This is a genomic window from Catenuloplanes sp. NPDC051500 (assembly GCF_044454585.1).
Taxonomy (GTDB): Bacteria; Actinomycetota; Actinomycetes; order Mycobacteriales; family Micromonosporaceae; genus Catenuloplanes.
On the sequence record NZ_JBITDX010000048.1, the window covers coordinates 1 to 23,896 of the forward strand.

The window sequence follows — 23,896 nt, forward strand, 5'->3', positions numbered from 1 at the left end:
CAGCCCACGCAGAATCGGCGACATCGTCGCCGCCGCACTCCACCTGACCCACTTCGAATACAAACACCTACCCGAATCTTGCTGAGATCACCTCAATGTGTCACTGATTCAACACAGAGTGCAGACGCTTTGCCTCCCTCACCAGTCGAGAGGCTCCGGTGCGCCCGGCAACCACGTCCAGCTGCGGAAACGACCCCTTCGCACCGGCCGCAGGAGCGACCTGAGCGGCCAGTTCCAGAAGATCCGGCAATGCGCGCGCCCCATTCGGCAGCAGTAGTGGAAGTGCCACCACGAGTAATTCCCACGTAATTGCCGATGCGCCGGCCCGGTGGATATCGCTGAGCGGGCCCACCACTCGGCTCACCGTGAGCGTTCCGCCCGCGGCCAGGTCGCCGAGCGCCGCTCCCACCCCGGCAGCGAACGGCGTGCCCCGCGCGGCAAGCATCAGGAACGCGTCCACCGCGGCGAGCCGGTCCTGCTCATGGCGTGCGCCCAACGCATATGCCAGCGCATAGGTCAACGCGGGCCCGACCGGGCCCTCCGCCTCGGCCAGCTGCGGCAGCAGGTCGGCGCCGCCCTTCAGATCGGTGTCGGCCAGGCCGGCGAGCATCGGCAACGCCCAGGCCGCGGTGACCTCGCGGTGATGCGGCAACGCCGTCACCCAGAGGTCGTCCACATCGGGATCGGTGTAGGACGGGTGGGCAGGCCGGTCGAGGTGCAGGAGCTGGCTCTCCAGGAGCAGCCCGGTCGGCGCGGCAGGCTTCAGCGCGACCACCACTCGCCGTTCCGGTCCGCCCCACCAGTAGCTCCGCTCCTTCTTCTCTGGCGTGCGCTGCTCGACAAGCGTGGAGACCGGGTCCGGCAGGCCGCCGCCGCGCAGCCACGCCGCGAACCGCTGACCGGCCTCGCCGGTCAGCGCGGCCGCCCGGCTGACCACGCTCGGTGCGGTGTTGCGGGAAAGGCGGACCAGTGACTGCTCCAGATCGATCCGCCAGGGTGTCCAGTTCTCGGTCTCGGCCCTCATCAGGCGCGTCAGGAGAGTTTCCGCGTCGAGCGAGCCGGTGACGTGGGTAGGCGTGGCGAGCAGCACCGGAACCGGAGCACGGAGCAGCTGCACCGAGATCTCCGCGACGCGCAGCCCCAGGACTCCGCGCGGGTTGTCCTCTACCCCACCAGCGCCGGGCAGCGTGCCGTCCTGCCACGCCCGCCGGACGGAGGCAACCATCTGCTGCCGCACTCCGGTCTTACGCCCCGGCTCCTCGTCGATCAGCGCGCGAAGCGTCTCGCCCAGGAAGACGTACCGCAGGCGGGGGTTCCAGGTGTTTTCTGTGAAGACGTCGGCGTCGCGGGCGAGAACTGGACGCACCGCGTCGGCGAGCGCGGTGCGCTGCCCGGCGGCGTGCAGCGCGACGACGGCGGCGAGCACCCGCTCCCAGCCGACAGCGGTCTCGTGGTGGATCAGCGAGGTGAGCTCCTCCGCCAGCTCGGCCGCGCTCGCGATCGGCGCGGGCAGCTCGGCCGGCGGCGGTGGCGGGACCAGGGTGACAGCGCGGTCGGCCGGGTGCGGCGAAGGAGTCGTGGTGCCGAGGAGCGCGGCGGCCCGGGCCGGGAGGTCGCCACCGAGCTGGACCGCCTCGTCCGCAAGCCGGGCGATGTCGTCCGCATCCAGTTTTGGCAGGTGTTTGGCGACGATTGTCAGCGCCCGCTCCTGGATGTCGAGCGCGGGATGGCCGAACGCGATCGCGACAGTCGCCACGATCTCCCCGAGCCGGCCGGGTTGCTGGCGGGCGACCCGGTCCAGCCAGATGAGCTGCGTCTTGACCAGTGACTTCTCCTTGCGGAGCAGCACACCGGCGGACGCGTCGAGCAGCGTCTCCAGCTGCAGCCGGCCGGCGTCGTCGACGGTACGGAGCGCCCGCTGTGCCAGCGTGGCCACCGGGGAGGAGCCGGCGGGAAGCAGTTGGGCGTAGTCGAGGGCGTGTGCGGCCAGCTCCGCAGGCGTGGGGGCGAGCGCGTCGTGCAGCGCGGTGAAGGTGCGCAGAGCGCCCGGCCTGTCTCCCCGGAGCATGCGGTCGATCGCGCCGTCGAGCAGCATCGCGCGGTCGAGTCGGCCCTCGGCGGCAAGCGCGACGAGCGAGAGCGCAAATCTCGGCTTGCTGACCCAGGACTTGGCGGCCTCGTCCCACTCACGGACGGGAAAGCCGTTGCCGAGCCCGTCGATCTCGAAGAAGCCGGGGAGCAGTAGATCGGTATAGGGGCTGTCCCGTAGCCGCTCGACCATCGGCACCCGTGTGCCGCGCCGCTCGGGCCGGGTGATGGCGCCCTGCCAGCCGCGGACGACCGCCTCGGTCACGGGTGGCATCGTGCCGGACTCGCGCAGCAGTGTGTCGGCCAGTTCCCACTCGCCGCCCCAGACCGCAAGGTCTGGGTCCAGCTTCTCGCAGACGCGGGTGGCGAGGTCGCCGAGCCAGGGCGGGCGGCGGGCATGCAACACGGAGCGAAGGTGGTCGAGCGGGATGCTGCCCCAGCCGTCGCGCATGCCGCGCCGGGTGAGCAGCGCCATGGCCTTGGGCGCGGTGGGCGCGGTGCCGATCGCGATCAGCCCGAGCGCGCCGGCGTGCGGCCGGTCGCCCTGCCACCAGGCGTCGCCCTTGATCGACCGGATCAGCGTGTCCACGTGCGGGAAGACGGCGCGCCGCTGTTCTTCCGTGATCGCGAGGAGCAGTGCGGCGACGCCTGTCAGATCACCGTTGTCGTGGCGGCGGCGGAGCCGTTCCAGGAGCTGTTCCGGGGCGGTGGGGATCGACTCGGTCGTCACGGCGGTCACGACAACACCTCGGCGGGCTCGTCCAGGTCGGCGGTCTCGCCGGTGCTGACCATGCGGACCGCGAGCGCGTGCTTGCACGGGCCGCGGTCTCCGCGATGCGTGGCCCACCAGGGGCAGGTGCAGGTGACCGTGCCGGGCGAGACGAGTCGCACCCGATAGGTCTCGTCACCGCTGCGGATGGTGGCGAACTCCCCGTCCAGCGTGACCGCGCCGGCGGCGACGAGCGCCCGCGCGCTGACCAGCCTCGGGTTCAGCTTCGCGGCGGCGGCGGCGTCATAGGGCAGGGTGCGGTGGAAGTAGCCGGCCTCAGCCACGTCGTAGCCGACCCGGCCGGCGGTGCCGAGCTGGGTGAGCGCGTCCCGGACGCGCTGGGCGGACAAGCCGGACGAGGTGGCCAGCGCGTCCAGGTCGATGGTCGGGTCCCAGGACAGGAGCGCACTGATCAGGTCGGCGTCGTCGGCCGCGTCGTCGGTGGCGAGCGACTCGAGCACCGCGCCCTCGCCGGAGAAGCCGCGGAACGACTCGGGGGAGAGCGTCAGCGAGAGGCGCATGGTGGGCGAGCTGAGCTCCCAGGTGCTGGCGACCGGCCCGCTGCCCGCGCTGACCGGCGGCCCGTACACCCGGAGTGTGGTGGCGAAGCGCAGGAACGGGCGGAGCGCGACGAGCCGTCCGGCGCCGGGAAGGCAGACCGCGCCGGGCACCGGGCGGGAGGTCAACCGCAGCGAGCGACCGGACGGGACGGCCCAGAGCACGCCGCGCTCCGCGACCGGGAGGCGGTGCAGCAGCGCACGGGCCTCGGCGGCGCCGACCTCGGCGCGCGGGTCGAACCGGGACGTGATCACCTGGGCTTCGGCGAAGCCGCGCAGCCAGCGGGATGGCAGCGGCACCTTGCGCTCGACCGTCGGCCCGTCGAACGTGGTGACGGTGAGATCGTCGGGGCCGACCGAAAGGTGCATCGGGTCGGCACGGCCGACCCGGGCGAGCGCGCGCTGGAGCGGCACGTTGACGTCCACATTTGTGGTGCCGTGGTCGGTGATGTCGCCGTCGACGCCGGACGGCAGCACGTCGAGCCGGGCGTAGACGCCGCAGCAGCCGGAGAACGACTCGAACCGCAGCCTGTCCGACCCGGCGGTGACCACCGGGTCGAGGCTGGCCGGGCTGACCGGCCGGAAGTAGCGGGTGCGGGCGACCTCGGCGACGGCCAGCAGACCGACCGCGGCGGCGCCGGGCTGGGTGAGGAAACCGGTGAAGAACCGCGGGTTGGCGTCGGGACCACCGGACGTCTGCAACGTCAGGCCGGTGTCCGGCGCCAGAGCCGAGTGATCGAGGTATGCGTATGCCGCCGCGCTTGCCATATCCGGCACGTTAATAGTGGGGTACGACACTCTCGGACCACCAATGAGACCTGACCCACGTCTATAGCACGAGTACGGCGTACCCCCGGATCGGTCATGTCTGTGGCATGTGGCTTGTACAACCGGGGTCGTCGCGCGTCCGCCGGGGGGCGGGTGCCGAATTGGGGGGAGTCTGCCGGTGCGCAAGCGTGCGGGTCGGGTCGTCGGGGTGGCCGTGCTGTCGCTCGTGTTGTCCGCGTGCGGGACGGCGCCGGAGGGCCCCACCTGGCGGGTGGGTGAGCCGCCGGTGGAGCAGGTGTCCGCGCCCAGCCCGAGTGCGAGTCCGAGCCCCAGTCCCAGCCCTAGCCCCAGCCCGAGCCCGGTGCGGGACGATCAGGTGCCGGAGTTCGGTAGCGGCGTGTTCGGAACCGCGAAGGGCTCACAGGAGGTGCTGGGCACCGGGAAGACGCTGATCACCTACCGGGTGGAGGTGGAGACCGGCATCGACTGGGGCGAGGTGGAGCCGGTGACGCCGGACGGCTTCGCGGCCACGATCGACGAGGTCTGGAAGGACCGGCGCAGCTGGACCGGGTCGGCCGCGCAGCCGGTCACCGAGCCGGCGCACGGACTGCAGAACGCGTCCTGGCGTTTTCAGCGGGTGAGCGGGCCTCAGTACGACGTGCGGGTGCGGCTTGCCACGCCCGGGACCGTGGACGCGCAGTGCGCGGCGCAGGGGTACGACACCGGTGGCAAGTTCTCCTGCAAGATCGGCACGACCATCATGATCAACCTGCGGCGCTGGCTGCAGGGGTCGCCCATCTCGCGGTCGGTCGACGGCTACCACGCCGGCGTGATCAACCACGAGATGGGCCACTTCCTGGGCTTCGACCACCAGGGCTGCCCCGGCAAGGGCGAACTCGCGCCCGCGATGATGCAGCAGTCGATGGGGCTGAACGGATGCCTCGTCAACCCCTGGCCGTTCACCGTGGACGGCACGTTCGTCACCGGGCCGTATCTGACCAGTTAGAGCGTGGCCGCCAGCCGGTCTGCGAGCAGGCGGGTGAAGCGCGACGGGTCGGACAGCTCGCCGCCCTCGGCCAGCAGCGCCATGCCGTAGATCAGCTCGGCCGTCTCCGCGAGACCGTCCTTGTCGTCGCCCTCGAAGGCGCTGCGCATGCCGACCACAAGCGGGTGCGTCGCGTTCAGCTCCAGGATGCGCTTGACGTGCGGCACCTCCTGGCCCATCGCGCGGTACATCTTCTCAAGCGTCGGCGTCACGTCCTCGTCGTCGCCGACGATGCACGCGGCCGACGTGGTGAGCCGGGAGGAGAGCCGGACGTCCTTGACGTTCTCGTTCAGCACGCCCTTCATCCAGGTCAGCAGGTCCGCGAAGTCCTTCTTGCGCTGCTCCTGCTCCGGCTTCGCGGCCTCCTTCTCCTCCTCCGACTCCAGGTCGACCTGGCCCTTCGCGATCGACTGCAGCGGCTTGCCGTCGAACTCGGTGACCCGCTCCACCCAGACCTCGTCCACCGGGTCGGTGAGCAGCAGCACCTCGAAGCCCTTGGCGCGGAACGCCTCCATGTGCGGCGAGTTCTCGATGGTCGCGCGGGAGTCGCCGGTCATGTAGTAGATGTGCTGCTGGCCCTCCTTCATCCGGGAGATGTAGTCACGAAGCGTGGTGACCTGCTCGGCGTCGTGCGTCGTCGCGGCCGAGACGATCTCCAGGATCGCCTTCTGGTTGTCCCCGTCGCTGATCAGGCCTTCCTTGACCGCGCGGCCGAACTCACGCCAGAACGTCTGGTACTTCTCGTTCTCGTTCTCCTGAAGATCGCGCACCGTGGAGAGGATCTTCTTGACCAGCCGGCGCTGCACCGCCTGGATCTGCCGGTCCTGCTGCAGGATCTCGCGGGAGATGTTCAGCGACAGATCGTGCGCGTCCACCACGCCCTTGACGAAGCGCAGGTAGTCCGGGAGCAGCGCCTCCGCGTCCTCCATGATGAAGACGCGCTTGACGTACAGCTGCGGGCCGCGCTTGCTCTCGCGCATGAACAGGTCGAACGGCGCGTGCGACGGGATGAAGAGCAGCGCCTCGTACTCGAACGTGCCCTCCGCCTTCATGTGGATCGTCTCGAGCGGGTCGGTCCAGTCGTGGCTGATGTGCCGGTAGAACTCGTTGTACTCGGACTGCTCCACCTCCTTGCGGGGGCGGGCCCAGAGCGCCTTCATCGAGTTCAGCGTCTGGACGTCGTACTCGACGGTGTCGTCCTCGCCCTTCTTCTCCACGGTCATCCGGATCGGCCAGGAGATGAAGTCCGAGTACCGCTTGACGATCTCGCGGATCTTCCACTCGGCTGTGTAGTCGTAGAGGTGGTCCTCGCTGTCCTCCGGCTTGAGGTGCAGCGTGACGGTGGTGCCCTGCGGCGCGTCCTCGGCCGCCTCGATCGTGTACGTGCCCTCGCCTGCCGACTCCCACCTCGTACCCTCGGCCTCGCCTGCCTTTCGGGTCACAAGCGTGACGCGGTCGGCGACCATGAAGGTGGAGTAGAAGCCGACGCCGAACTGGCCGATCAGCTCCGCGTTCTCCTTCGCCTCGCGCAGCTTCGCAAGCACCTCCGCGGTGCCGGACTTGGCGATCGTGCCGATCAACCGCACCACGTCCTCGCGGGACATGCCGATGCCGTTGTCCCGGACCGTGAGTGTGCGCGACTCCGCGTTCACGTCCAGCGCGATGTGCAGGTCCGAGGTGTCGGCGTCGAGCTCCTTGTCGACAAGCGACTCCAGCCGCAGCTTGTCGAGGGCGTCGGACGCGTTCGAGATCAGCTCCCGCAGAAAGATGTCCTTGTTCGAATAGATCGAGTGGACCATCAGCTGCAGAAGCTGGCGCGCTTCCGCCTGGAACTCCAGCGTCTCGGTGCTCATGTGACTCCGTGACTCCTCGTTGAAAACGGTGGGACAGAACAGTTTACGAACCGATTGTGCAACGTTTCGGCCGCCGGTAGCTCGTGCCGATGCCGGAGGCCAGCTCCCCAAGGTCATTCAAGATCAAAATCATCAGGGGGTACGGGCGGCGCCGCGCCCCTGATGTTTCATGTGAAACATTCCGCCACAATCGGCCCGGGAGCGCGACAAGGCACGGTCCACGCTGCACGATGCGATGCATGGGCGCCATCGAGCAGTTCCACACCGCTCCCGGAACGCTTGACCTCGGCTGGGGGCACCCACACCCGGACGCGCTCCCCCTCGACGCGTGGGCGGACGCGACAGCGGACGCGCTACGCCGGCACGGGGCGTCCGCGCTGGACTACGGCCGTGCAGTAGGACCGGAGCCGCTTATCGACTGGATCGGCGGCCGCTCCGACGAGGTCTTCGTGACCGCCGGGGCCTCACACGCGCTGGAATTGATCGCCTCCGTCTTCGGCCGGGGCGGGCCGGCCCTGGTCGACACGCCGACCTACCACTACGCGCTCCGCACCCTCGCCGATCACGGCCTCCGGTTGATCGCCGCACCCGCCCACGATCCCGCGGCCATGCTTGAGCTGATCCGCCGGCACCGGCCCACCCTGCTCTACCTGGTGCCCACGTTCGGCAACCCGACCGGCACCTCGCTACCCGGGCCACAACGCATCGCGCTGATCGAGGCGGCCCGGCGCGGCGGCGTCACGATCGTGGAGGACGACACGTACCGGGACCTGTCCTACGACGGTGTGCCGGCGCCACCGTCGCTCTACTCGCTTGACGCGTCCGACGTGGTGATCCGGATCAGCTCCCTGGCCAAGACCGTCGCACCCGGCCTCCGACTCGGCTGGATCACCGCGTCCCCGGACCGGATCACCGCACTGACCCGCCGTGGATACGTCGACAGCGGCGGCGGCGTGAACCACACGACCGCGCTGGCAATGGCGTCGTTCGCGACTTCCGGCGGGTACTCCACCCACCTCGACAGCCTGCGCGCCCGCTATGCCGGTCAGCGGGACGCGCTCGCGGCAGCCTTGCGCCTCCACCTGCCCACCGCGTCGTTTGACGTGCCGGAGGGTGGGTGGTTCCTGTGGGTGCGTCTGCCCGGAGCGGATGAACTCACGAAGCCGGCCACAGCGCACGGCGTGGCATTCCTGCCCGGCGACACGTTCTTCCTCGACCGGAAGCCCGACCGGCCGATCCGGCTCTCCTTCTCACGTTACGGCCCGGAAGACCTGGCCGAGGCGGCGCGACGACTCGCCTCGGCGCACCGCGCGATGCCGCGGGGCCGCTGACCGCTCAGGAGTTCCAGGCGGAAGGGACTCTTCAGCTCGGTGTGCTTGCGCGAGCGGGTTCGGCACCGGCGGTCGTATCGCGGGTGTCACCGTGGTTGCCGTGCCAGTCGAGGATCAGCAGGCAGGCGTCGTCGGGCAAGGTGGGACCGGCGACGTCGAGGACGAGGTCGGCGAGGACCCTGACGACTTCCCGCGGATGCAGTCCGCCCAGGTCCTGAACGCGGGCGGCCAGGTCCACGGCTGCCGCGTCTCGTTCGAGCATGCCGTCGGTGACCATCACGAGTCGGTCCCCGGGTTGCAGCGTGATCTGCGTCTGCTCGTAGAGGCCGTGCCGTAGCACGCCGAAGGGCCGGTTGGCCGGAAGATGCACGGGCCGGGCAGTGGCGTCGCGGACCAGCAGCGGGGCGGGGTGGCCGGCGTTGACGACGGCGAGGATGCCGGTGCGCAGGTCGAGGCGGCCGAGTATTCCGGTGGCGAACGTGGGCCCGCCCGGGGCGTTGTCGAGAAGCGCAAGGTTCGCGGTCTCCGCCTGGTCGAGCAGGCTACCGCCGGCACGGCGGGTGTTGCGGAGACTGCCCACGCACAGGGTCGCGGTGAGCGCGCTCTGCACGCCGTGGCCGACAGCGTCGGTGATGCTCAGATGCAACTGGTCGCGGGCGACGCTGTAGTCAAACGTGTCCCCGCCGATGCTCGCTGCGGGCTCCAGCCACGCGGCCAAGGTGAACGAGTCGGCCTCGCAGACAAACGACGCGGGCAGCAGCCGCCGCTGAATTTCCGCGGCGAGGGTGAACGGGGTGGTGCGCTGGCCCCATTCGAACAGGTCGGTGTGCCGACGGTTGGCAATCACCACGAAAGCCAGGGTGTGCGCGACCTGGGACACCGCACGTACGGTCGCCTCGGTAGGTGCGGCGGGCAGGGCGATCTCGAGCAGGCCGATGGCCTCGCCGCGCTGGGTGACCGGTGCTCTCATCACGAACCGGCCGCCGGATTCTTCGACAAGCACGTGCTGGCTGCGCAGCGCCTGCTCCTGAGGGCCCCCGTCGAACGGCAGCACCACCGCGACGTCCTGGTCCTGCTGGCGGCCGCCGGGCATGACACCGAACGGCACGTGCGAGAGCCGGACCAGGGCACGGCCGCTCATGTCCGCGATGAGAAACGACACCCACAACGCGCCGAGTACGGTGCCGATGCGGCGGGTCACGGCCTCGACAGCATCGACCGGAGCAGCCTTCTCCACCTGGAGCAGCACGTCACTCAGATCCGTACCGCTGCTGGTCACACTGTCCGTCACGCCCCGCAGCATAAAGCCACCGGCAGAAAGCGCAGGGCACTGCGGCACTTCGCAATCGACCCGCTTACGGTTCACCCGAGCCCTCACTGGTTCGGTTTCCACGAGGTCTTCCATGCCCTGGCCGTCGCGGAGTTCACCGCCCACTGCACATCGCACTGCGCATCCTCGCCGGCTGAGCGGCCGCTGGTCCTTCTCATGATCAGAGAAGGACCGTGAAGGCGATCGAGATCAGGCGGCTTCCGCTTGCTGTCGGTGCGGCTGGTTCTGGTTGCTCTGGAGAACTTCCTGGAGCCGGTTCTCGAGTAGGACGATCTGGCAGGCGGCTTCCAGGCCGATGCCTTGGCTGACTATCTCGCGGGCCCGTGCGGCAAGACGCATCTGGTGGCGCGAGTAGCGGCGGTGGCCTCCGGCCGACCGGAACGGGGTGAACAGTTTCGCCTTCTCGAGGCGGCGCAGAAAGTCCTGCGAGGCGCCGGTCATCTCCGCGGCGCTATCGTCACACCGCCCAGCGGGGCCTGGACGAAGCGGCGAACCTGCGCGGCTCTCCGGGCACCTTCAGCTGTTCGGGCTCGCGGGGCAGCATTACCCAGGCCACGGCATGCCGCACGATGCACTCAGGGAAAGCGGGCAGTTTTCTTCACGCACCCTCGCTGACAGGGCAACCGACTCCCCCGGCCAAACGACGAGAGGTTCCGCACATGAGCGCCAGCGCCACCGAGATCGCCGAGACACTCAACCGCGCGTTCGACGAACCCACAATGACGATGGCGACCCTGCTCGCCGACGTCATCCCCGCCCTGGCCGAATACGACCAGGACGCCACCACCGCGGCCGACCCAGAGGGCTACCTCGACCGGATCGTCCTGCACGACGGCAGCATCATCCTCTACGACAGCCGCACCGAACGATGGACCGTCAGCAGCACCGAAGAGGTCGCCGCCTCCGACCTCCGCCGGACCACGCCGAACTAAACGATCGCCCCCGCAGCAGCGGCGGTGCGCCGACGCCACCGCCGCCTCGTCCTGGCTGCCACTCGGCACACAAGGAAGCGGATTGAAGAGAGGCTGCGAAGAACCGGCCCTCAGGCACGCGCGCCAGGTTTACAAGCACCTCCTGCGGAAGGTGAGGTCCGCACGGTGTTTCTAACCCGGCACCGGCCCGTCCGACCCTTTGTGAGCAGTCCGTGAGCAACAGACCGATCTGATGGCCTGCTCACGGGCATAAAAATGGCCTCCCACCGCTGGTGGGAGGCCATTTCTTTTGGTGCGCCCGAAGGGACTCGAACCCCTAACCTTCTGATCCGTAGTCAGATGCTCTATCCATTGAGCTACGGGCGCTTGCTCGTTCCTTGCTTCAGTCAGCATACACACCTGACTTTCGCGCGGAGACTCCGGGATTCGAACCCGGGAGGGGCGGTTAGCCCCAACCGCATTAGCAGTGCGGCGCCATAGACCAGACTAGGCGAAGTCTCCTCGGCCGCCCTGGAGCGACCGCGCGTTGAGAGTACCGTGCCCATGACCGGAGGGGCAAAGCAACCTCCCAGGCCACGCCGCCGGGTCCGAATCTGGGCGAACGAGGATGAAGATCCTGGCACGGTCTCAACACTGCAAATCCGTGGTCAACAGCTAGGCTACCTGGGCATGGAGGACGATGCGGAGGGCACCGAGCGCAGCAGTGGAGCGCGTGGACCGGCGAAGCGAGCGACCCCTCGGGCGCGTCCGTCGCAGGCGCCGTTTCACCCTGCCGAGCCGGAGCGCGATGAGCGGAGTGCGGGGCAACGAGCGGGGCGGAAGTCGCCGCCGCCCGCGTTGACGTTTCAGCCGCCGGTCGAGCCGATGCCGGGGCCGCCGCCGGTGAGGCCGGTTCCGCCGCAGGTCAGAGCGGTGGATCAGCCGAAAACCGAGGAGTTGCCGCCGCCGGATGTGACGGTGGCCACGCCCCCTGCGAAAAAGGCACCGGCGCGAAAGGCGCCGGCGGCGAAGAAAGCCACCGCACCGAAGCCTCGAAAGGCGTCTCCACCTGTGCAAACCGCAGCCGAAGGCAGCCCACAGCCGGCGAAAGCAGCACCGGCCGTAAAGAAAGCGGCCACGCCTCGTAAGCGGTCAGGACCGGTTCTCGTGACTACAACCGAGACCGCTCCGCCTGTGGCCGACCTGCCAGCAGCGCGCGATGCCGGACAGGCAGCCGACACGCCACCGGCGGCCGAAACCGCATCGGCTGCCGTTACGACACCGCCGGCTGACACGACACCAGCGGTCGAGATTCCCCAGACGGCCGAGACGCTTCCGGCAGCCGACACCTCACCAGCGGCCCAGACTCCCGCCGGACAGGCCGAAACGGCGAAGACTCCGGCCGAGACCGCCGAGACGACCCAAACGGTCGAGCCGAATCCAACGGCCGAGACGGCCGAGACGGCCCAGACGGCCCAGACGGGCCAGACGGCCCAGACGGGCCAGAAGGCCAAGTCCGCCAAGACGGCGCAGGCAGTCGAGCCGGATCCAACGGCCGAGACGACCGAGACGACCGAGATGACCCAGACCGCCAGGACCGCCAAGACGACGCAGGCGGTCGAGCCGAATCCAACGGCCCAGTCCGCCGAGACGGCCGAGACAGCCGTCGAGCTGGTTCCAGCGCCTGAGCAGCTTCCTCCCATGACCCGGATCACGCCTACTCAGATCTCCGGATCGGCAATCACCGGACCGATCTGGGCGAAGATCGCGGATCGGCCCGGTCACGCGGGAGAGTTGCTGGCTCTGGCCGCGGTCGAGACGCTCGGTCCGCGCGCCCGGGACTGGGCCGCTCAGATGCACGCCACCTATCCGTCAGCCGCCCCGGGCGCGCTCGCCCGGCTCGCGACCATGCGTTCCGCGCAGGCCTCTGCGGCGGCCGGCATGGTGGCGGCGACTACCGGCGGTTACGCGCCTCTGGTCGAGTACACCTCGGTCGCGTGGGTGCAGGCGGCGCTGGTGCTCCGGGTCGCCGCCGCGCACGGGGCGGATCCGACGGATCCGGAACGCGCCGTTGACCTGCTGGTGCTGTTGCGCCTGCATTCGAGCCGGGAGAGCGCCCGAGCGGCGCTTGAGGCGGCGGTTGGCGATCATGGTGGCGGCCTGCTGCGCGCGCATCCGCTGGAGGGCATCTGGCGTCTGGCCACTCCGCTGGCGGCCCGTGTCGGCGGCTGGGCGGCGCTGCGCACCGCCGCTCGTCTGCTTCCGGGTGCGGCGCTCCTGGTCGCGGCGCTGACCGATGCCGCGGCCACCGAGCTCCTGGCCGCGCGCACGATCGCCTACTACCGGAAACCCTGAGGGCCAAGAGCCAGATCCAGATCCAGGCATTCCCGCTCCCGCGGTGGTGGCGGCCCGTCAGGCAGCTGGGCGCCGTGGCGGGGTGGACGCGACCGACGACGGCACCGAGAGGGAGGGCCTCTGGGGCCGACCGGTGCCGGCCCCGGTGCCCGACCGGCGCCAGCCCCGGTGCCCGACCGGCGCCAGCCCCGGTGCCCGACCGGCGCCAGCCCCGGTGCCCGACCGGCGCCAGCCCCGGTCGTCGCTGGCGCTCCTCCCTGCCGGTGTCGTGGGTGGCCGGCCTCGACGCGACACCACGACCGGCGCCTGAGGAGGCGTCGGGCCTGGCGCTCGGTGGGGAGGGGCGTGGGGTTTGGGCCGGCTGCCCACGGGGCCGGCGGCCCGCGGGAGCACGCGGGTCTTGACCACGGCGGAAGCGGGAAGATCCGCTTGTGATGCTTGTGGGGTTGAGGTCAGAGCCAGGAGACGTGCGGGGCGAGGAGCGCGTAGCCGACGAAGGCGACGATGTCGAGAAGCGTGTGGGCGATGATCAGGGGCATGACGCGCTTCGTCCTCAGGTAGAGGAGGGAGAAGGCGACGCCCATGATGATGTTGCCGATGAAGCCGCCGAAGCCCTGGTAGAGGTGGTAGGAGCCGCGGAGTACGGAGCTGGTGAGGATGATGGCCGGCACCCGCCAGCGGAGGTCGTCGAGGCGGCGCATCAGGTAGCCGACGACCAGGACCTCTTCGAGGATGGCGTTCTTGGCGGCGGCCAGGATGAGGACGGGGACGGTCCACCAGACGTCGTTGAGCGCGGACGCGACGACAGTGGTGTTGAGGCCGAGTTCGCGGGCGGCCAGGTAGAACGCGAGGCCGGGGAGGCCGATGCCGGCGGCGAGGGCGGCGCCGAGGCCGAGGTCGAAGAACGGGCGGCGGCGGTCCAGGCCGAGGGACTGCGGGAAGATCCGGTCGCGGGCCAGCAGGTGCAGGGCGAGTACGACAGGCATCAGGCCGAAGAAGATGCGCAGTAGTTGCAGCGTCAGGTCCAGGTAGGGGCGGTCGGACGCGGCGGGGTTGAGCGTGGAGGTCTGCGCGGAGAGCGGCGTGGCGGCGGTGAGCCGGCCGATGATGTTGACCACGGAGAAGACCGCGGACTGGCCGAGGGACAGGCCGAACACGATCAGCAGCTCGAACCTGATCGTCCGGTCGCGCTCTTGGATCTCCACCTCTGTACTGTGCCGCCCGTCCGTGTCCGGTCGCACAGCGGGTCCGCTTCGGTTGTTCCGCGTGGTTCGACGATCGCGTCGGCCGTTGAGGGCCGGGAGGCGCGGAGATGCCATGGGTGACCTGTCGCACCTGCTGCGGGAGAGCTGGACGGTCGTCGAGGAGCAGCAGGAGAAGCTCGCCGGCTATTTCTACGCACGGATCTTCCTGTCCAATCCGCATCTGCGTGATCTCTTCCCGGTGCAGATGGACGTGCAGCGTTCCCGTCTGCTGGGCGCGATCGTGACGGCGGTGCAGATGCTTGACGCGCCGGAGCAGCTCGACGACTACCTGCGTGATCTCGGCCGGGACCACCGGAAGTTCGAGGTGACGGCGGAGCAGTACGCGCTTGTCGGCGACGCGCTGCTGGAGTCGCTGCGGATCTTCGGCGGCGAACTGTGGACGGCGGAGTTCGAACAGGCCTGGCGGGACGCGTACGGGCTGATCGCACGGAAGATGATCGACTCGGCGGACGCGGACACGAACCCGCCGTACTGGGTCGCGGAGGTGCTCAGCCACGAGCGGCGCGGCCCGGACGTCGCGGTGCTCACCGTGCTGCCCGGCCAGCCGCTTGAGTACCGTCCCGGCCAGTACGTGAGCGTGGAGTGCCCGGCGCATCAGCCCCGGCTGTGGCGGGTCTACTCGATCGCGAACGCGCCACGCCGCGATCACACGCTTGAGTTTCACATCCGCGCGCTGAGCAGCGGGTGGGTGTCCGGCATGATGGTCCGCCGGGTACGCGCCGGTGACCTGCTGCGGCTGGCCGCGCCGATGGGCTCGATGACGATGGACCGCGATTCCGGCCGGGACGTCGTGTTCGTGGCGGGCAGCACCGGACTGGCCCCGATCAAGGCGCTGCTGGAGGATCTGACCCGGTACAACAGCACGCGCTGGGTGCACGTGTTCTTCGGCGCCGGTACCCGGGAGGATCTCTACGACCTGCCGGAGCTGCGGACGATCGCGGCCCGGCATCCGTGGGTGTCGCTGGTGCCGGCGTGCAGCCGGGACTCGGGCTTCGAAGGCGAGCACGGCGACATCTCGGACGTGGTCGGCCGGTACGGGCCGTGGGAGACCCACGACTTCTACGTGGCCGGTTCGTCAGGCATGGTGCGGTCCACGATGCGCACGCTTGCCGCGCTCGACGTGCCGCGGGAGCGGATCCGGTACGACGCGTTCGGCGCGTCATGAGTCATAGGACATGTTCGGCGCGTCATGAGTCATAGCGCCAGGGCAGTCCACCGCCCTCGTACTCCTCGGTGGTGATCAGCCGGGCGTCAGGTGGCATGCGGTCGAGGTAGAGCCGGCCGTCCAGGTGGTCGATCTCGTGCGCGACAAGCCGCGCCGTCGCCCTGTCGAACGTGGTGACCGTCCTGGTCCCGTCCCACCGCTCGTGCTCGACCTGGATGCGCAGCGGACGGCGGACCGCGCCGCGGTGGTCGAAGAAGGACAGACAGCCCTCGTACTGGATGTCGGTCTCCGGCGACTCGGCCACGATGCGCGGGTTGAGAAGCACCGTCGGCTCGTCGTCCGAGTCCTGCGACCGGACCAGCGCGACCGCCCAGGGCAGCCCGATCTGCGGCGCGGCCAGCCCGATTCCCTTGCGGAAGTCGTGCAGCGCCTCGACCCGGCCGACCGCGCGGCGCAGCTGCTCGACCATGTCGCGCGCGTCCGCGGCCTGTTCCGGGAGGACGAGCTGCCGGGCCGGTTCGACGAGTTGCGGCGCGCCGCGCTGCAGGATGCCGGCGGTACGCATGCGCTCCCCGGCGCGGGACTCCTCGGCAGGCGGGGTGATCGTGCCCCGGAATCGCCAGGACAGCTTGTATCGCGCGTTGAGCGGCGGCTCGTCGGTCGACCACTCGAAGACGGCGCGCCCGTTCTCCTCGTGGCGGGTGAACGGCGTGCGCAGCGGCGCCTCCTCGGCGGAGAGCGACGTCTCCTCACCCCAGACCGTCGGGTCGAGGGCGGCCGGGAAGTCGAGCCGGACCGTGAGCTGCCGGGTGGGGAGCCGGACCGCGCGCTGGAACCACTGGCCCCACTTGTCCTCCGGGACCGAGTAGGCGTATTCGATCGTGGTGCGCTGGCCGGGATAGAGCGGGAAGCGGCCGTGGTCGTTCTCGAAGAGCAGCCACATCTCCTTGTCCGCGTCGCGGTCGCGCTTCTTGCGCCAGCGCATGGGCTCGCGGGCGTACGGCGCACCCCAGAACGCGGTGAGGCGCAGCTCCTCGAAGGAGAGCGGGTGCTCGCGGTGGTGCCGGTTGGAGCGGTCCGGGTCGGTGGGGAAGCGGTCGACCGCGACCTTGACCATGTACCTGGTGACCGGCTCGGTGCCGGCGTTGTAGAGCGCGCGGCGAATCAGGCAGCGGTACTCGCCGCCGGAGTAGACCAGCTCGGCGATCTCCTGCTCGACGACCAGGCCGGTACCGGGCGGCAACCACTGCTCGGGTACGGGTGGGTCGCGGTGGGTCAGGCCGACGCTGCGCACGTGGCGAAGCTCGTCGTACTCCTGGAAGCGCTGCCAGATGCGGCCGCCGGCTTCGAGCACGGCCTCGGCGCGCCGGGCGAAGTCCTCGGTGGGGCGGTGGCGGCGGCCCTCGACGTGGCTCACGTAGGACGGGTCGAAGCCCATCCGTGCCGCGAGCTGTTTCTTGGTCATCCCGCGGTCGGCACGCCACTGGGAGAGCTCGGCGGCGAAGGAGTCGGCCGCCCGCTCCAGCGGCGAGGTCGGCGATGTCGGCTGTGCTGTCATCACGCGTCCTTCTCGGCTGCGGTGCTCCTCCCACCGGACCGCTCGTGGCGGACCGGCCGGACTCGACCGGGCTTCCAGTGTCCGTTGCCCGACCGAACCCACGTGAGTGAGTAGCGTCTTGCGGACAGAAGCCTTGACAAACCAGACACTTTCATGCACTCATGGCGACCTGTCGAGTACGCAGAGTGAGAAAGCGACCGTTTATGTCCGCATAAAGGAGGAATCATCGTTGGATTCGCCGAGATGCACTAGAGCGTTCTCAGTATTGTCATCGTGAGTAACCACGCGGAGGAACTCGTCACCAGGTCTGGTTAGGCTATCCTTAGCGAGCTATGGTGAACCGTCGGCCCGACGGCGAACGATCTGACGAGGTGGCGGCGGTTATGCGACGAAGCATCCGGCTCACCGGCTTCCTGCGGGAGTCGTTGCGGAGCGCCTCCACGTCGATCACGTACCGTGAGGCATTCGGCGCCACGATCGGCGACTCCAAGTGACCACGCTCGTCCACCGCCGTACCGCGCCAATCGAGCCGTTCGCCCCGATCACCGCGACGCTCCGGGCCGCGTACGGCGCCGACTATCCGCTCCCGAGCCTGCTCCCGGGCCTGCTGGCGCACCGTCGGCCGGACGGCTGGATCTCCGCCGCGGACCTGGTCTCCGGCGACGCGCTTCCCGCGCTGCTCGACTCCGCCCGCCGTCTCTGGCAGGCACAGCCGCATGCGGCCGCCGCGCTCGCCTGGAAGCACTACGCCTACTGGGTGGCGCTCCCGGCCGTGGTCGGCTGGGCGAGCGCCCGCCGCGTCCCGCTGCTCCGCCCGGCGGACACGCTGATCCGGGTGGACGACCGGGCGCCGCTGCTGCGCGTCGGACTCTCCCCGTCGACAGAGGTCGCCGTGCTTCCGACCGATCCGCTCGCGATGGCCGGCCTGCCCGGCGTCCGGGTCGCGGCCGACGAGGCAGACCTGCTGTCGATGCTCCGCGGCTCGCTGCTTGACGAGCACCTCGCCCCGCTTCTCGACCTGGTGCGCGGCCAGGCCCGGGTCGGCGCGCGCACACTTCTCGGCTCGCTCGCATCAGGCGTGGCCCAGGGCGTACTGCGCACCGCGGACGTGCTGCCCGGCAGGACCGCGGACAACATCGAAACACTGCTGGCCGCGCTCGGCGTGGCCGACCTGGTGGAACTGGTCCGCGGCCCGGACGGCACGCTCACGGTCCAGCGCCGCACCTGCTGCCTGGCGTTCACGCTGCCGGCACCGAAGGTGTGCGCCGGCTGCTGCATAAAACAATGACCCACAAAAGAAGCAGCGGGGGTACGGCGTACCCCCGCTGCTTCTTTATGCACAGGCTCTGTCCACAGCCTGTGGATAGAACATGTGTATGAAGAACTAGCCTGTCGTGCTGGTCAGGTGTCGGACATCCCAGATCCACACGCCGTCGACCCAGGTCGGCTGGAAGCCGAGGATGTCGCTCATCGCGCGCCGCATCTCGATGTCGTGCACCTGCGGCGGCAGCATGACCAGGCCCGCCTCCCAGTAGTTCAGGTCCTCAAGCGTCTGCGCACGGCGGGTGTCGTCGACCTTCGGCACCCAGTAGCCGGCCCACAGGTTGTAGAAGTACTGGCTTGTGGCGCGCGGCGGTGCGGCGAACGCGCCGGTGCCGTCCTCCGGATTGCGGTAGAGGCCGTAGCCACGCGGCAGCCGCATGTCCAGCCCGGTGTACGCGGACCAGCGCGCGGCCGCCGGGAACGTGGCGTCCGGAAGCGGCAGCGTGACGACCGTGTGCTGCTCGTCGACGTAATCCCGCCAGGTGCCGTTCGTGATGAACGCGGGCGTCGGCACCATCGGCTGGGTCAGCAGCGGCGTCGGGAAGAGCGGGATCAGCGCGAGCGAGAGCACCGCGGTGGTGACCAGCCGGACCGGGATCACAGCCCTCGGGCGGTCCAGGACCAGGCCGTTGGCGCGCTGGACGCCGAGCGCGAGCAGGATCGCCAGCACCGGCGCGACCGCGAGCGCCCACCGGGTCGGCACCACCGAGTTCAGGATCGGGACGCTGTGCAGCAGCGCCCACGGGCCGGCGACACCGGTGTCCTTGCCGATGTAGCGGATCTCCGGGCCGAGCGACATCGCGGCGAAGAGCAGCGCGACCGACGCCAGGCCGATCACCACCCGGCTCCGCCGCATCCAGACGACCAGGCCGATGAAGAGGACCGGGATGCCCCAGCCGAAGAACGCGTTCTCCTCCGACGGGTTCTGCGTCATGTACATGGAGGTCTCCCAGTCGCCGGCGATCGAGCGGCGGGAGTAGTTCCAGTACGACGCGAGATCGGCGCCGAAGTTACGGATGTCGTGCGCGAGCCCGTGGTACGCCTGCGGGCCGAAGAACTGGATGTAGAGCGGGTACGCCAGGAGCGTCAGCGCGACCACGGCAGTCACGCCCAGGCCGGCGACGAACGTCTTGACGTACCGCCGGTGCTCCGCCCTGGTCAGCCCCACGATCGCGATGAAGACGCCGACACCGACCGCGGTCATGAACAGGATCTCGAGGTTGATGAACGCCTGCCAGACGATCAGCAGGCCGAGCGCCACCCCGTTGCGCACCGCACGGCCGGATTCCTTGAGGCAGAGCGTCCGCCAGATGATCAGCGGGATCAGGAATTGCGAGATGATGTTCGGGTGGCCGCTGGCATGCGCCACCATGCTCGGCGCGAACGCGGCGAACAGTGCGCCGACCCAGGCCGCGACCTTCGAGGTGACGAAGTGCCGGGAGAGCACGTAGTACCAGGACACGCCGGTGAGCATCAGCGCGCCGGTGAGGAAGACGTTGAACGCGATGTGCGGCCCGAACGCCAGCGTGATCGGCGCCATCGGGATGGAGACGGCAAGGACCGACGTGTTCGCCATCAGGTTGATGCCGTCGGGCACGTTCACCTGGTACGACACGAACGGGTTGACGCCGTCCGTGACGACCCGGGCGCCGTGCGCAAGCATCCACTCGAAGAACGACTGGTCCTGGGCGTTGTAGAGCTCGTGGTCGAGGTTCAGCCACGCCGTCCGGGTCACCAGCCACGCCATCAGCGCGAAGCTGGCGAGCGCGGCCAGATCCAGCAGGCGCGCGCGCCACCAGGGCGAGCGCAGGCCGGACGACTGTTCCAGATCCTGCTCGAGGAGGATCCGCTCGGCTTCCATGTCGACCGAGGGCATGGCCACCCCGAGCGGGCGGTTCGAGGGGTCGATGTCCTGAATAGTCATAGCCACGCGAGCCTAACCGAGGTTGATAACGCGTATGTCTCTATGAGCTGGGCCGAAGATGACCGTTACCCGTCTTGGTGACGACGTTGGTCACGACAGGATCACAGTTCCGTTATGCACGCGTAGCCTCTGCGATACATGTCTCAAATAGGTCATAAATTCATGCTTGGGGCCCCGCTCAACTTTCGATCAACGGCGTTGGGTGGTTAACTTCTGGTCTCGCTGAATCCGGATCACCACATGAGGGAACCCACACATGGCAGAGCTCACCGGCGACCAGCGCGTCCAATCCGAGGTGCTTGAGGGACTTGCGACGGCCGTCAACCACCGTCAGTGGTTCGTCGAGCTGGCGATCCCGCACCTCGGGGACGACCCGATCGAGATCGGCAGCGGCATCGGGAACTACGCCGCCGCGTGGGCACCGCACGTGTCCCGGTTCACTGCCACCGAGGCGGAGCCGGACCGCCTTGTGGAGCTCAAGGAGCGCTTCGCCGACACGCCGAACGTCGAGGTGCGGGAGATGCTCCTGCCGACGTCGGAGAGCGGGTCGCACAGCGCTCTGGTCAGCTACAACGTGCTGGAACACATCGAGGACCACGTCAGCGCGCTGCGCTGCATGAAGGGTCTCGTGCGTCCCGGGGGCAAGGTCGTTCTCATCGTCCCGGCGTTCATGTTCGCCATGAGCCCGGTCGACTACGCCACCGGCCACATCCGGCGGTACACGAAGAAGACCATGCGCGCCGCGATGGAGGAGGCCGGTCTCGAGATCGAGACGCTCCACTACGCCAACGCGCTCGGCCTGATCGGCTACTACGGCGCCACAAGCATCTTCCGGCTCACGCCGAAGGAGGGGCCGATGGTGAAGTTCTACGACTCCCTCGTGCTCCCGGTGACCAAGGCCGTGGAGTCGGTCATGCGCCCGCCGTTCGGCCAGTCGGTGTTCGTCGTCGCACGCGTGCCGGAGTAAACGACTTCAGAACTGCCAACGGGCCGCCCATTATTTGGACGGCCCGTTTTGTGTCCTAACTCACGGGTTAACTCACCCGATAAGTGGAACGCAGAGTCGCACGCGCCAAAGTGTGGAACGCGAGATTGAAGCCGACCACTGCCGGAGAAACGTCCCAAGTAACGTCAAGTACATCAACGTCTACTGCGTGTACCGCAAAAACGTAACGATGTTCGCGATCACCGGCGGGTGGCGCCGCGCCGCCATAGGAAAGCGTTCCGTAGTCGTTACGAATGTGGAAGGCCCCCTCCGGAAGCCCACCCTCGGCCGACCCGGCGCCCCGGGCCAGCTCCGTCACTGTCGGCGGCAGGTTCACCGCGACCCAGTGCCAGAACCCGGACCCGGTCGGCGCGTCCGGGTCGAAGCAGGTCACCACGAAGCTCTTCGTCTCCGCCGGAAAACCGGACCAGCTCAGCTGCGGCGAGACGTTCCCACCACCCACGCTGTCATGAGCGAACGTGTCCTCAAGCGGCTTGCCGTCCTGAAGATCCTCACTTTTCAGCGTGAAGGCCGGCTGCGGCGGCAGAAGGTCATACGGATCCGGGGCGAGCGGACGCTCCAGACTCATGGTCGGACTCCATTCTCTCGATGGCGCGGACCGCACCAGCATGGTCCCGGCCGGCGGCAGCGGCCAGCACCTCCGCCGCCCGCGTCTCGCTGAGACTGCCCCCGCCCCCGAAAACGAAACCGGGTGACCAGCGAGAACGCTGATCACCCGGTTATCCGCACTGCGAAGCGGAGGGCCAGGGATTCGAACCCTGGAGGAGTGTCACCACCCCTAGTGGTTTTCAAGACCACCGCCATCGGCCACTAGGCGAGCCCTCCCGGTTTCGTCGGAGGTGCTTGGGCACACTCCGCCGCCTGGACGCCGCAAAAAAGTTCCGGCCATTGCGGCGACCCCCACCAGTTTGCCAGACCCGTCCGGGTAATTAGCACCCCCGGGGGCAGGGCGGCGATCACATGTTGGACAGTGCAGCCCGCAACTTTTCTACCAGCGCGGATGCGGCGGTGTGCAGAGCACCGGATGAGTGTAGGAAGGAGGGCATGTATGCGATCACAATTGCGGAACCCGGTGGACCGGAGGCGCTCGTCTGGGCCGAGGTGCCGGATCCCGAGGCGGGCCCGGGCGAGCTGCTGATCGAGGTGGCGGCGAGCGCGGTGAACCGGGCCGACCTGTTGCAGCGCCAGGGGAAGTATCCGCCGCCGGAGGGCGCTTCGCCGTATCCGGGGCTGGAGTGTTCCGGGGTGGTGGCTGCGGTCGGGGACGGCGTGACCGGGTTCTCGGTGGGCGATCGGGTGTGTGCGCTGCTCGCCGGCGGGGGCTATGCGGAGCTGGTGGCGGTGCCGGCGGGGCAGGTGCTGCCGGTGCCGCGTGGGATCGATCCGGTGGAGGCCGCGGCACTGCCGGAGGTGGCCTGCACCGTCTGGTCGACTGTGGTGATGGCCGGGCGGCTGACGCGGGGCGAGACGCTGCTTGTGCACGGCGGCGGGAGCGGGATCGGCACGTTCGCCATCCAGCTGGGGAAGGCGCTCGGCGCCACGGTGGCGACCACGGCAAGCGCGGGCAAGCACGAGGCGCTGCGGGCGCTCGGCGCGGACCAGGTGATCGACTACCGGGCGGAGGACTTCGAGAAGGTGGTGCGGCCCGACGTCATCCTGGACATCATGGGCGCCTCCTACCTGGCGCGGAACGTGGCGGCGCTGGCGCCGGACGGCCGGCTCACGATGATCGGCATGCAGGGCGGCCGGAAGGCGGAGCTGGATCTGTCCGCGCTGCTGGCGAAGCGTGGCTCGCTGATCACGACCGCGCTGCGCTCCCGCCCGGCCGCGCAGAAGGCCGAGATCGTCCGGCAGGTACGCGAGCACGTGTGGCCGCTTGTCGAGTCCGGTGCGGTCCGGCCTGTGGTGGACCGGACGGTCCCGATGCGGGACGCGGCGGAGGCGCACCGGGTGGTGGAGTCGAGCACCCACCTGGGAAAGGTGCTGCTACTCGCCGGCTAACAGCTTGCGCGGCCCGGGGCCGGACGCGGCCAGTTCGTCGCCGGGGTTGTAGAGCGTGCACTTCTGCAGGGAGAGGCAGCCGCAGCCGATGCAGCCGGTGAGGTTGTCGCGGAGCCGTTCGAGCAGCTTGATGCGTTCTTCAAGCCGGTTGTGCCAGCGGGCGGAGAGACGGGCCCAGTCTGTCTTGGTCGGCACCCGGCCGCCGGGGAGCGAGGCGAGCGCGTCCTTGATGTCGTCGAGCGATACGCCGACCTGCTGGGACACCCGGATGAACGCGACGCGGCGCAGTTCGGCCCGCTGGTACCGCCGCTGGTTGCCGCCGGTCCGGACCGAGTGGATCAGGCCGAGGCGCTCGTAGTACCGCAATGCGGACGGCGCGACGCCGCTGCGGACCGCCATGTCACCGATCGTCAGCAGATCCTGCATCGCACTCCCGGGCGCCACAATTCAAAGACAGCATTGAATGGTACGCGACAGACCAGATGGAAACGCCCGAGTGCGACGGCACCCGGGCGAAGCACATCGAAACAGGATCAGCGGGCGGCCGGCTTCGGCTTGCGGACGCGCTCGCGGGCGAGGATCCAGATCGCCTCCACGCCGTCCTTCCACGTGATCTTCTTGCCCTCCTCGCGACCCCGGGCCCGGTA

The 23,896-nt window shown here is 69.2% G+C and carries 18 protein-coding genes, 3 tRNA genes and 1 pseudogene; 8 read left to right on the plus strand and 14 right to left on the minus strand.

Features of this window, described 5'->3' with window-relative positions:
• Nucleotides 1-100 precede the first annotated feature (100 nt).
• Entirely contained in the window at nt 101-2,827 is a 2,727-nt protein-coding gene (locus tag ACIA8K_RS40760; protein WP_396068877.1) for a DUF6493 family protein, read from the minus strand.
• Nucleotides 2,824-4,182 (minus strand): SWIM zinc finger family protein, encoded by a 1,359-nt coding sequence (locus ACIA8K_RS40765; RefSeq protein ID WP_396068878.1) that lies wholly within the window; start codon nt 4,180-4,182, stop codon nt 2,824-2,826. The genes ACIA8K_RS40760 and ACIA8K_RS40765 overlap by 4 nt, the downstream gene beginning before the upstream one ends.
• Before the next feature lie 361 nt (nt 4,183-4,543).
• On the opposite strand from ACIA8K_RS40765, the gene ACIA8K_RS40770 reads away from it, so the two are divergent.
• Nucleotides 4,544-5,188, plus strand: coding sequence for a DUF3152 domain-containing protein (locus ACIA8K_RS40770; protein ID WP_396068879.1), 645 nt, complete (start codon nt 4,544-4,546; stop codon nt 5,186-5,188).
• Here ACIA8K_RS40770 and htpG read toward each other — a convergent pair.
• Entirely contained in the window at nt 5,185-7,080 is a 1,896-nt protein-coding gene (htpG, locus tag ACIA8K_RS40775; RefSeq protein ID WP_396068880.1) for a molecular chaperone HtpG, read from the minus strand. The two genes, ACIA8K_RS40770 and htpG, sit on opposite strands and share 4 nt — an antisense overlap.
• A 239-nt stretch (nt 7,081-7,319) precedes the next feature.
• Here htpG and ACIA8K_RS40780 point away from each other — a divergent pair, with 239 nt between their 5' ends.
• Nucleotides 7,320-8,411, plus strand: a complete 1,092-nt coding sequence (locus tag ACIA8K_RS40780) for a PLP-dependent aminotransferase family protein (protein WP_396068881.1) — start codon at nt 7,320-7,322, stop codon at nt 8,409-8,411.
• A gap of 31 nt (nt 8,412-8,442) precedes the next feature.
• On the opposite strand, the gene ACIA8K_RS40785 is transcribed toward ACIA8K_RS40780, so the two are convergent.
• Together ACIA8K_RS40785 and ACIA8K_RS40790 are read right to left on the minus strand one after the other, a co-directional pair.
• Nucleotides 8,443-9,777, minus strand: a complete 1,335-nt coding sequence (locus tag ACIA8K_RS40785) for a PP2C family protein-serine/threonine phosphatase (RefSeq protein WP_396068882.1) — start codon at nt 9,775-9,777, stop codon at nt 8,443-8,445.
• A gap of 153 nt (nt 9,778-9,930) precedes the next feature.
• Nucleotides 9,931-10,182, minus strand: coding sequence for a MerR family transcriptional regulator (locus tag ACIA8K_RS40790; RefSeq protein WP_396068883.1), 252 nt, complete (start codon nt 10,180-10,182; stop codon nt 9,931-9,933).
• Between the two features lie 218 nt (nt 10,183-10,400).
• Here ACIA8K_RS40790 and ACIA8K_RS40795 point away from each other — a divergent pair, with 218 nt between their 5' ends.
• A complete protein-coding gene (locus ACIA8K_RS40795; protein ID WP_396068884.1) occupies nt 10,401-10,673 on the plus strand; it encodes a hypothetical protein in 273 nt (90 codons plus the stop codon).
• Nucleotides 10,674-10,963: 290 nt separating this feature from the next.
• Here the strand turns inward: ACIA8K_RS40795 and ACIA8K_RS40800 are convergent.
• Nucleotides 10,964-11,039: transfer RNA gene (locus ACIA8K_RS40800), tRNA-Arg, on the minus strand.
• Nucleotides 11,040-11,084: 45 nt separating this feature from the next.
• Nucleotides 11,085-11,174: transfer RNA gene (locus ACIA8K_RS40805), tRNA-Ser, on the minus strand.
• 645 nt (nt 11,175-11,819) lie between these two features.
• Between ACIA8K_RS40805 and ACIA8K_RS40810 the strand changes: the two genes are divergently transcribed.
• Nucleotides 11,820-13,007, plus strand: coding sequence for a hypothetical protein (locus ACIA8K_RS40810; protein ID WP_396068885.1), 1,188 nt, complete (start codon nt 11,820-11,822; stop codon nt 13,005-13,007).
• Nucleotides 13,008-13,459: 452 nt separating this feature from the next.
• On the opposite strand, the gene ACIA8K_RS40815 is transcribed toward ACIA8K_RS40810, so the two are convergent.
• Nucleotides 13,460-14,212, minus strand: coding sequence for a CPBP family intramembrane glutamic endopeptidase (locus ACIA8K_RS40815; RefSeq protein WP_396068886.1), 753 nt, complete (start codon nt 14,210-14,212; stop codon nt 13,460-13,462).
• Between the two features lie 112 nt (nt 14,213-14,324).
• Here ACIA8K_RS40815 and ACIA8K_RS40820 point away from each other — a divergent pair, with 112 nt between their 5' ends.
• Nucleotides 14,325-15,437, plus strand: coding sequence for a globin domain-containing protein (locus tag ACIA8K_RS40820; protein WP_396068887.1), 1,113 nt, complete (start codon nt 14,325-14,327; stop codon nt 15,435-15,437).
• Between the two features lie 22 nt (nt 15,438-15,459).
• On the opposite strand, the gene ACIA8K_RS40825 is transcribed toward ACIA8K_RS40820, so the two are convergent.
• Nucleotides 15,460-16,995, minus strand: coding sequence for a peptide deformylase (locus ACIA8K_RS40825; RefSeq protein WP_396068888.1), 1,536 nt, complete (start codon nt 16,993-16,995; stop codon nt 15,460-15,462).
• Between the two features lie 490 nt (nt 16,996-17,485).
• On the opposite strand from ACIA8K_RS40825, the gene ACIA8K_RS40830 reads away from it, so the two are divergent.
• Nucleotides 17,486-18,283 carry a hypothetical protein gene (locus tag ACIA8K_RS40830; RefSeq protein WP_396068889.1) on the plus strand — a complete coding sequence of 266 codons (798 nt, stop codon included), beginning with the start codon at nt 17,486-17,488 and terminating at the stop codon, nt 18,281-18,283.
• 96 nt (nt 18,284-18,379) lie between these two features.
• On the opposite strand, the gene ACIA8K_RS40835 is transcribed toward ACIA8K_RS40830, so the two are convergent.
• Complete coding sequence (locus ACIA8K_RS40835; protein WP_396068890.1) at nt 18,380-20,242, minus strand: hypothetical protein; 1,863 nt, start codon at nt 20,240-20,242, stop codon at nt 18,380-18,382.
• Nucleotides 20,243-20,498: 256 nt separating this feature from the next.
• On the opposite strand from ACIA8K_RS40835, the gene ACIA8K_RS40840 reads away from it, so the two are divergent.
• A complete protein-coding gene (locus tag ACIA8K_RS40840; protein ID WP_396068891.1) occupies nt 20,499-21,209 on the plus strand; it encodes a class I SAM-dependent methyltransferase in 711 nt (236 codons plus the stop codon).
• Between the two features lie 67 nt (nt 21,210-21,276).
• Here ACIA8K_RS40840 and ACIA8K_RS40845 read toward each other — a convergent pair whose 3' ends face one another.
• Both ACIA8K_RS40845 and ACIA8K_RS40850 read right to left on the minus strand, forming a co-directional pair.
• Complete coding sequence (locus ACIA8K_RS40845; protein ID WP_396068892.1) at nt 21,277-21,816, minus strand: YbhB/YbcL family Raf kinase inhibitor-like protein; 540 nt, start codon at nt 21,814-21,816, stop codon at nt 21,277-21,279.
• A gap of 168 nt (nt 21,817-21,984) precedes the next feature.
• Nucleotides 21,985-22,073 (minus strand) — tRNA-Ser (locus tag ACIA8K_RS40850).
• A 219-nt stretch (nt 22,074-22,292) separates the two neighbouring features.
• Here ACIA8K_RS40850 and ACIA8K_RS40855 point away from each other — a divergent pair.
• Complete coding sequence (locus ACIA8K_RS40855; protein ID WP_396068893.1) at nt 22,293-23,249, plus strand: NAD(P)H-quinone oxidoreductase; 957 nt, start codon at nt 22,293-22,295, stop codon at nt 23,247-23,249.
• Here ACIA8K_RS40855 and soxR read toward each other — a convergent pair.
• Together soxR and ACIA8K_RS40865 are read right to left on the minus strand one after the other, a co-directional pair.
• On the minus strand, nt 23,235-23,675 hold the full coding sequence (soxR, locus tag ACIA8K_RS40860) for a redox-sensitive transcriptional activator SoxR (protein ID WP_396068894.1): 441 nt from the start codon (nt 23,673-23,675) through the stop codon (nt 23,235-23,237). The two genes, ACIA8K_RS40855 and soxR, sit on opposite strands and share 15 nt — an antisense overlap.
• Nucleotides 23,676-23,782: 107 nt before the next feature.
• A pseudogene (locus ACIA8K_RS40865) lies at nt 23,783-23,896 on the minus strand (glycosyltransferase family 2 protein); the annotation flags it as partial.

Excerpts from the sequence above, each read along its gene's own strand:
- ACIA8K_RS40765 (WP_396068878.1), bottom strand. The coding sequence starts at position 4,182 with ATGGCAAGCGCGGCGGCATACGCATACCTCGATCACTCGGCTCTGGCG.
- ACIA8K_RS40855 (WP_396068893.1), top strand. The coding sequence starts at position 22,293 with ATGTATGCGATCACAATTGCGGAACCCGGTGGACCGGAGGCGCTCGTC.
- ACIA8K_RS40795 (WP_396068884.1), top strand. The coding sequence starts at position 10,401 with ATGAGCGCCAGCGCCACCGAGATCGCCGAGACACTCAACCGCGCGTTC.
- soxR (WP_396068894.1), bottom strand. The coding sequence starts at position 23,675 with ATGCAGGATCTGCTGACGATCGGTGACATGGCGGTCCGCAGCGGCGTC.
- ACIA8K_RS40825 (WP_396068888.1), bottom strand. The coding sequence starts at position 16,995 with ATGACAGCACAGCCGACATCGCCGACCTCGCCGCTGGAGCGGGCGGCC.
- htpG (WP_396068880.1), bottom strand. The coding sequence starts at position 7,080 with ATGAGCACCGAGACGCTGGAGTTCCAGGCGGAAGCGCGCCAGCTTCTG.
- ACIA8K_RS40840 (WP_396068891.1), top strand. The coding sequence starts at position 20,499 with ATGGCAGAGCTCACCGGCGACCAGCGCGTCCAATCCGAGGTGCTTGAG.
- ACIA8K_RS40820 (WP_396068887.1), top strand. The coding sequence starts at position 14,325 with ATGGGTGACCTGTCGCACCTGCTGCGGGAGAGCTGGACGGTCGTCGAG.
- ACIA8K_RS40845 (WP_396068892.1), bottom strand. The coding sequence starts at position 21,816 with ATGAGTCTGGAGCGTCCGCTCGCCCCGGATCCGTATGACCTTCTGCCG.
- ACIA8K_RS40780 (WP_396068881.1), top strand. The coding sequence starts at position 7,320 with ATGGGCGCCATCGAGCAGTTCCACACCGCTCCCGGAACGCTTGACCTC.
- ACIA8K_RS40790 (WP_396068883.1), bottom strand. The coding sequence starts at position 10,182 with ATGACCGGCGCCTCGCAGGACTTTCTGCGCCGCCTCGAGAAGGCGAAA.
- ACIA8K_RS40835 (WP_396068890.1), bottom strand. The coding sequence starts at position 20,242 with ATGACTATTCAGGACATCGACCCCTCGAACCGCCCGCTCGGGGTGGCC.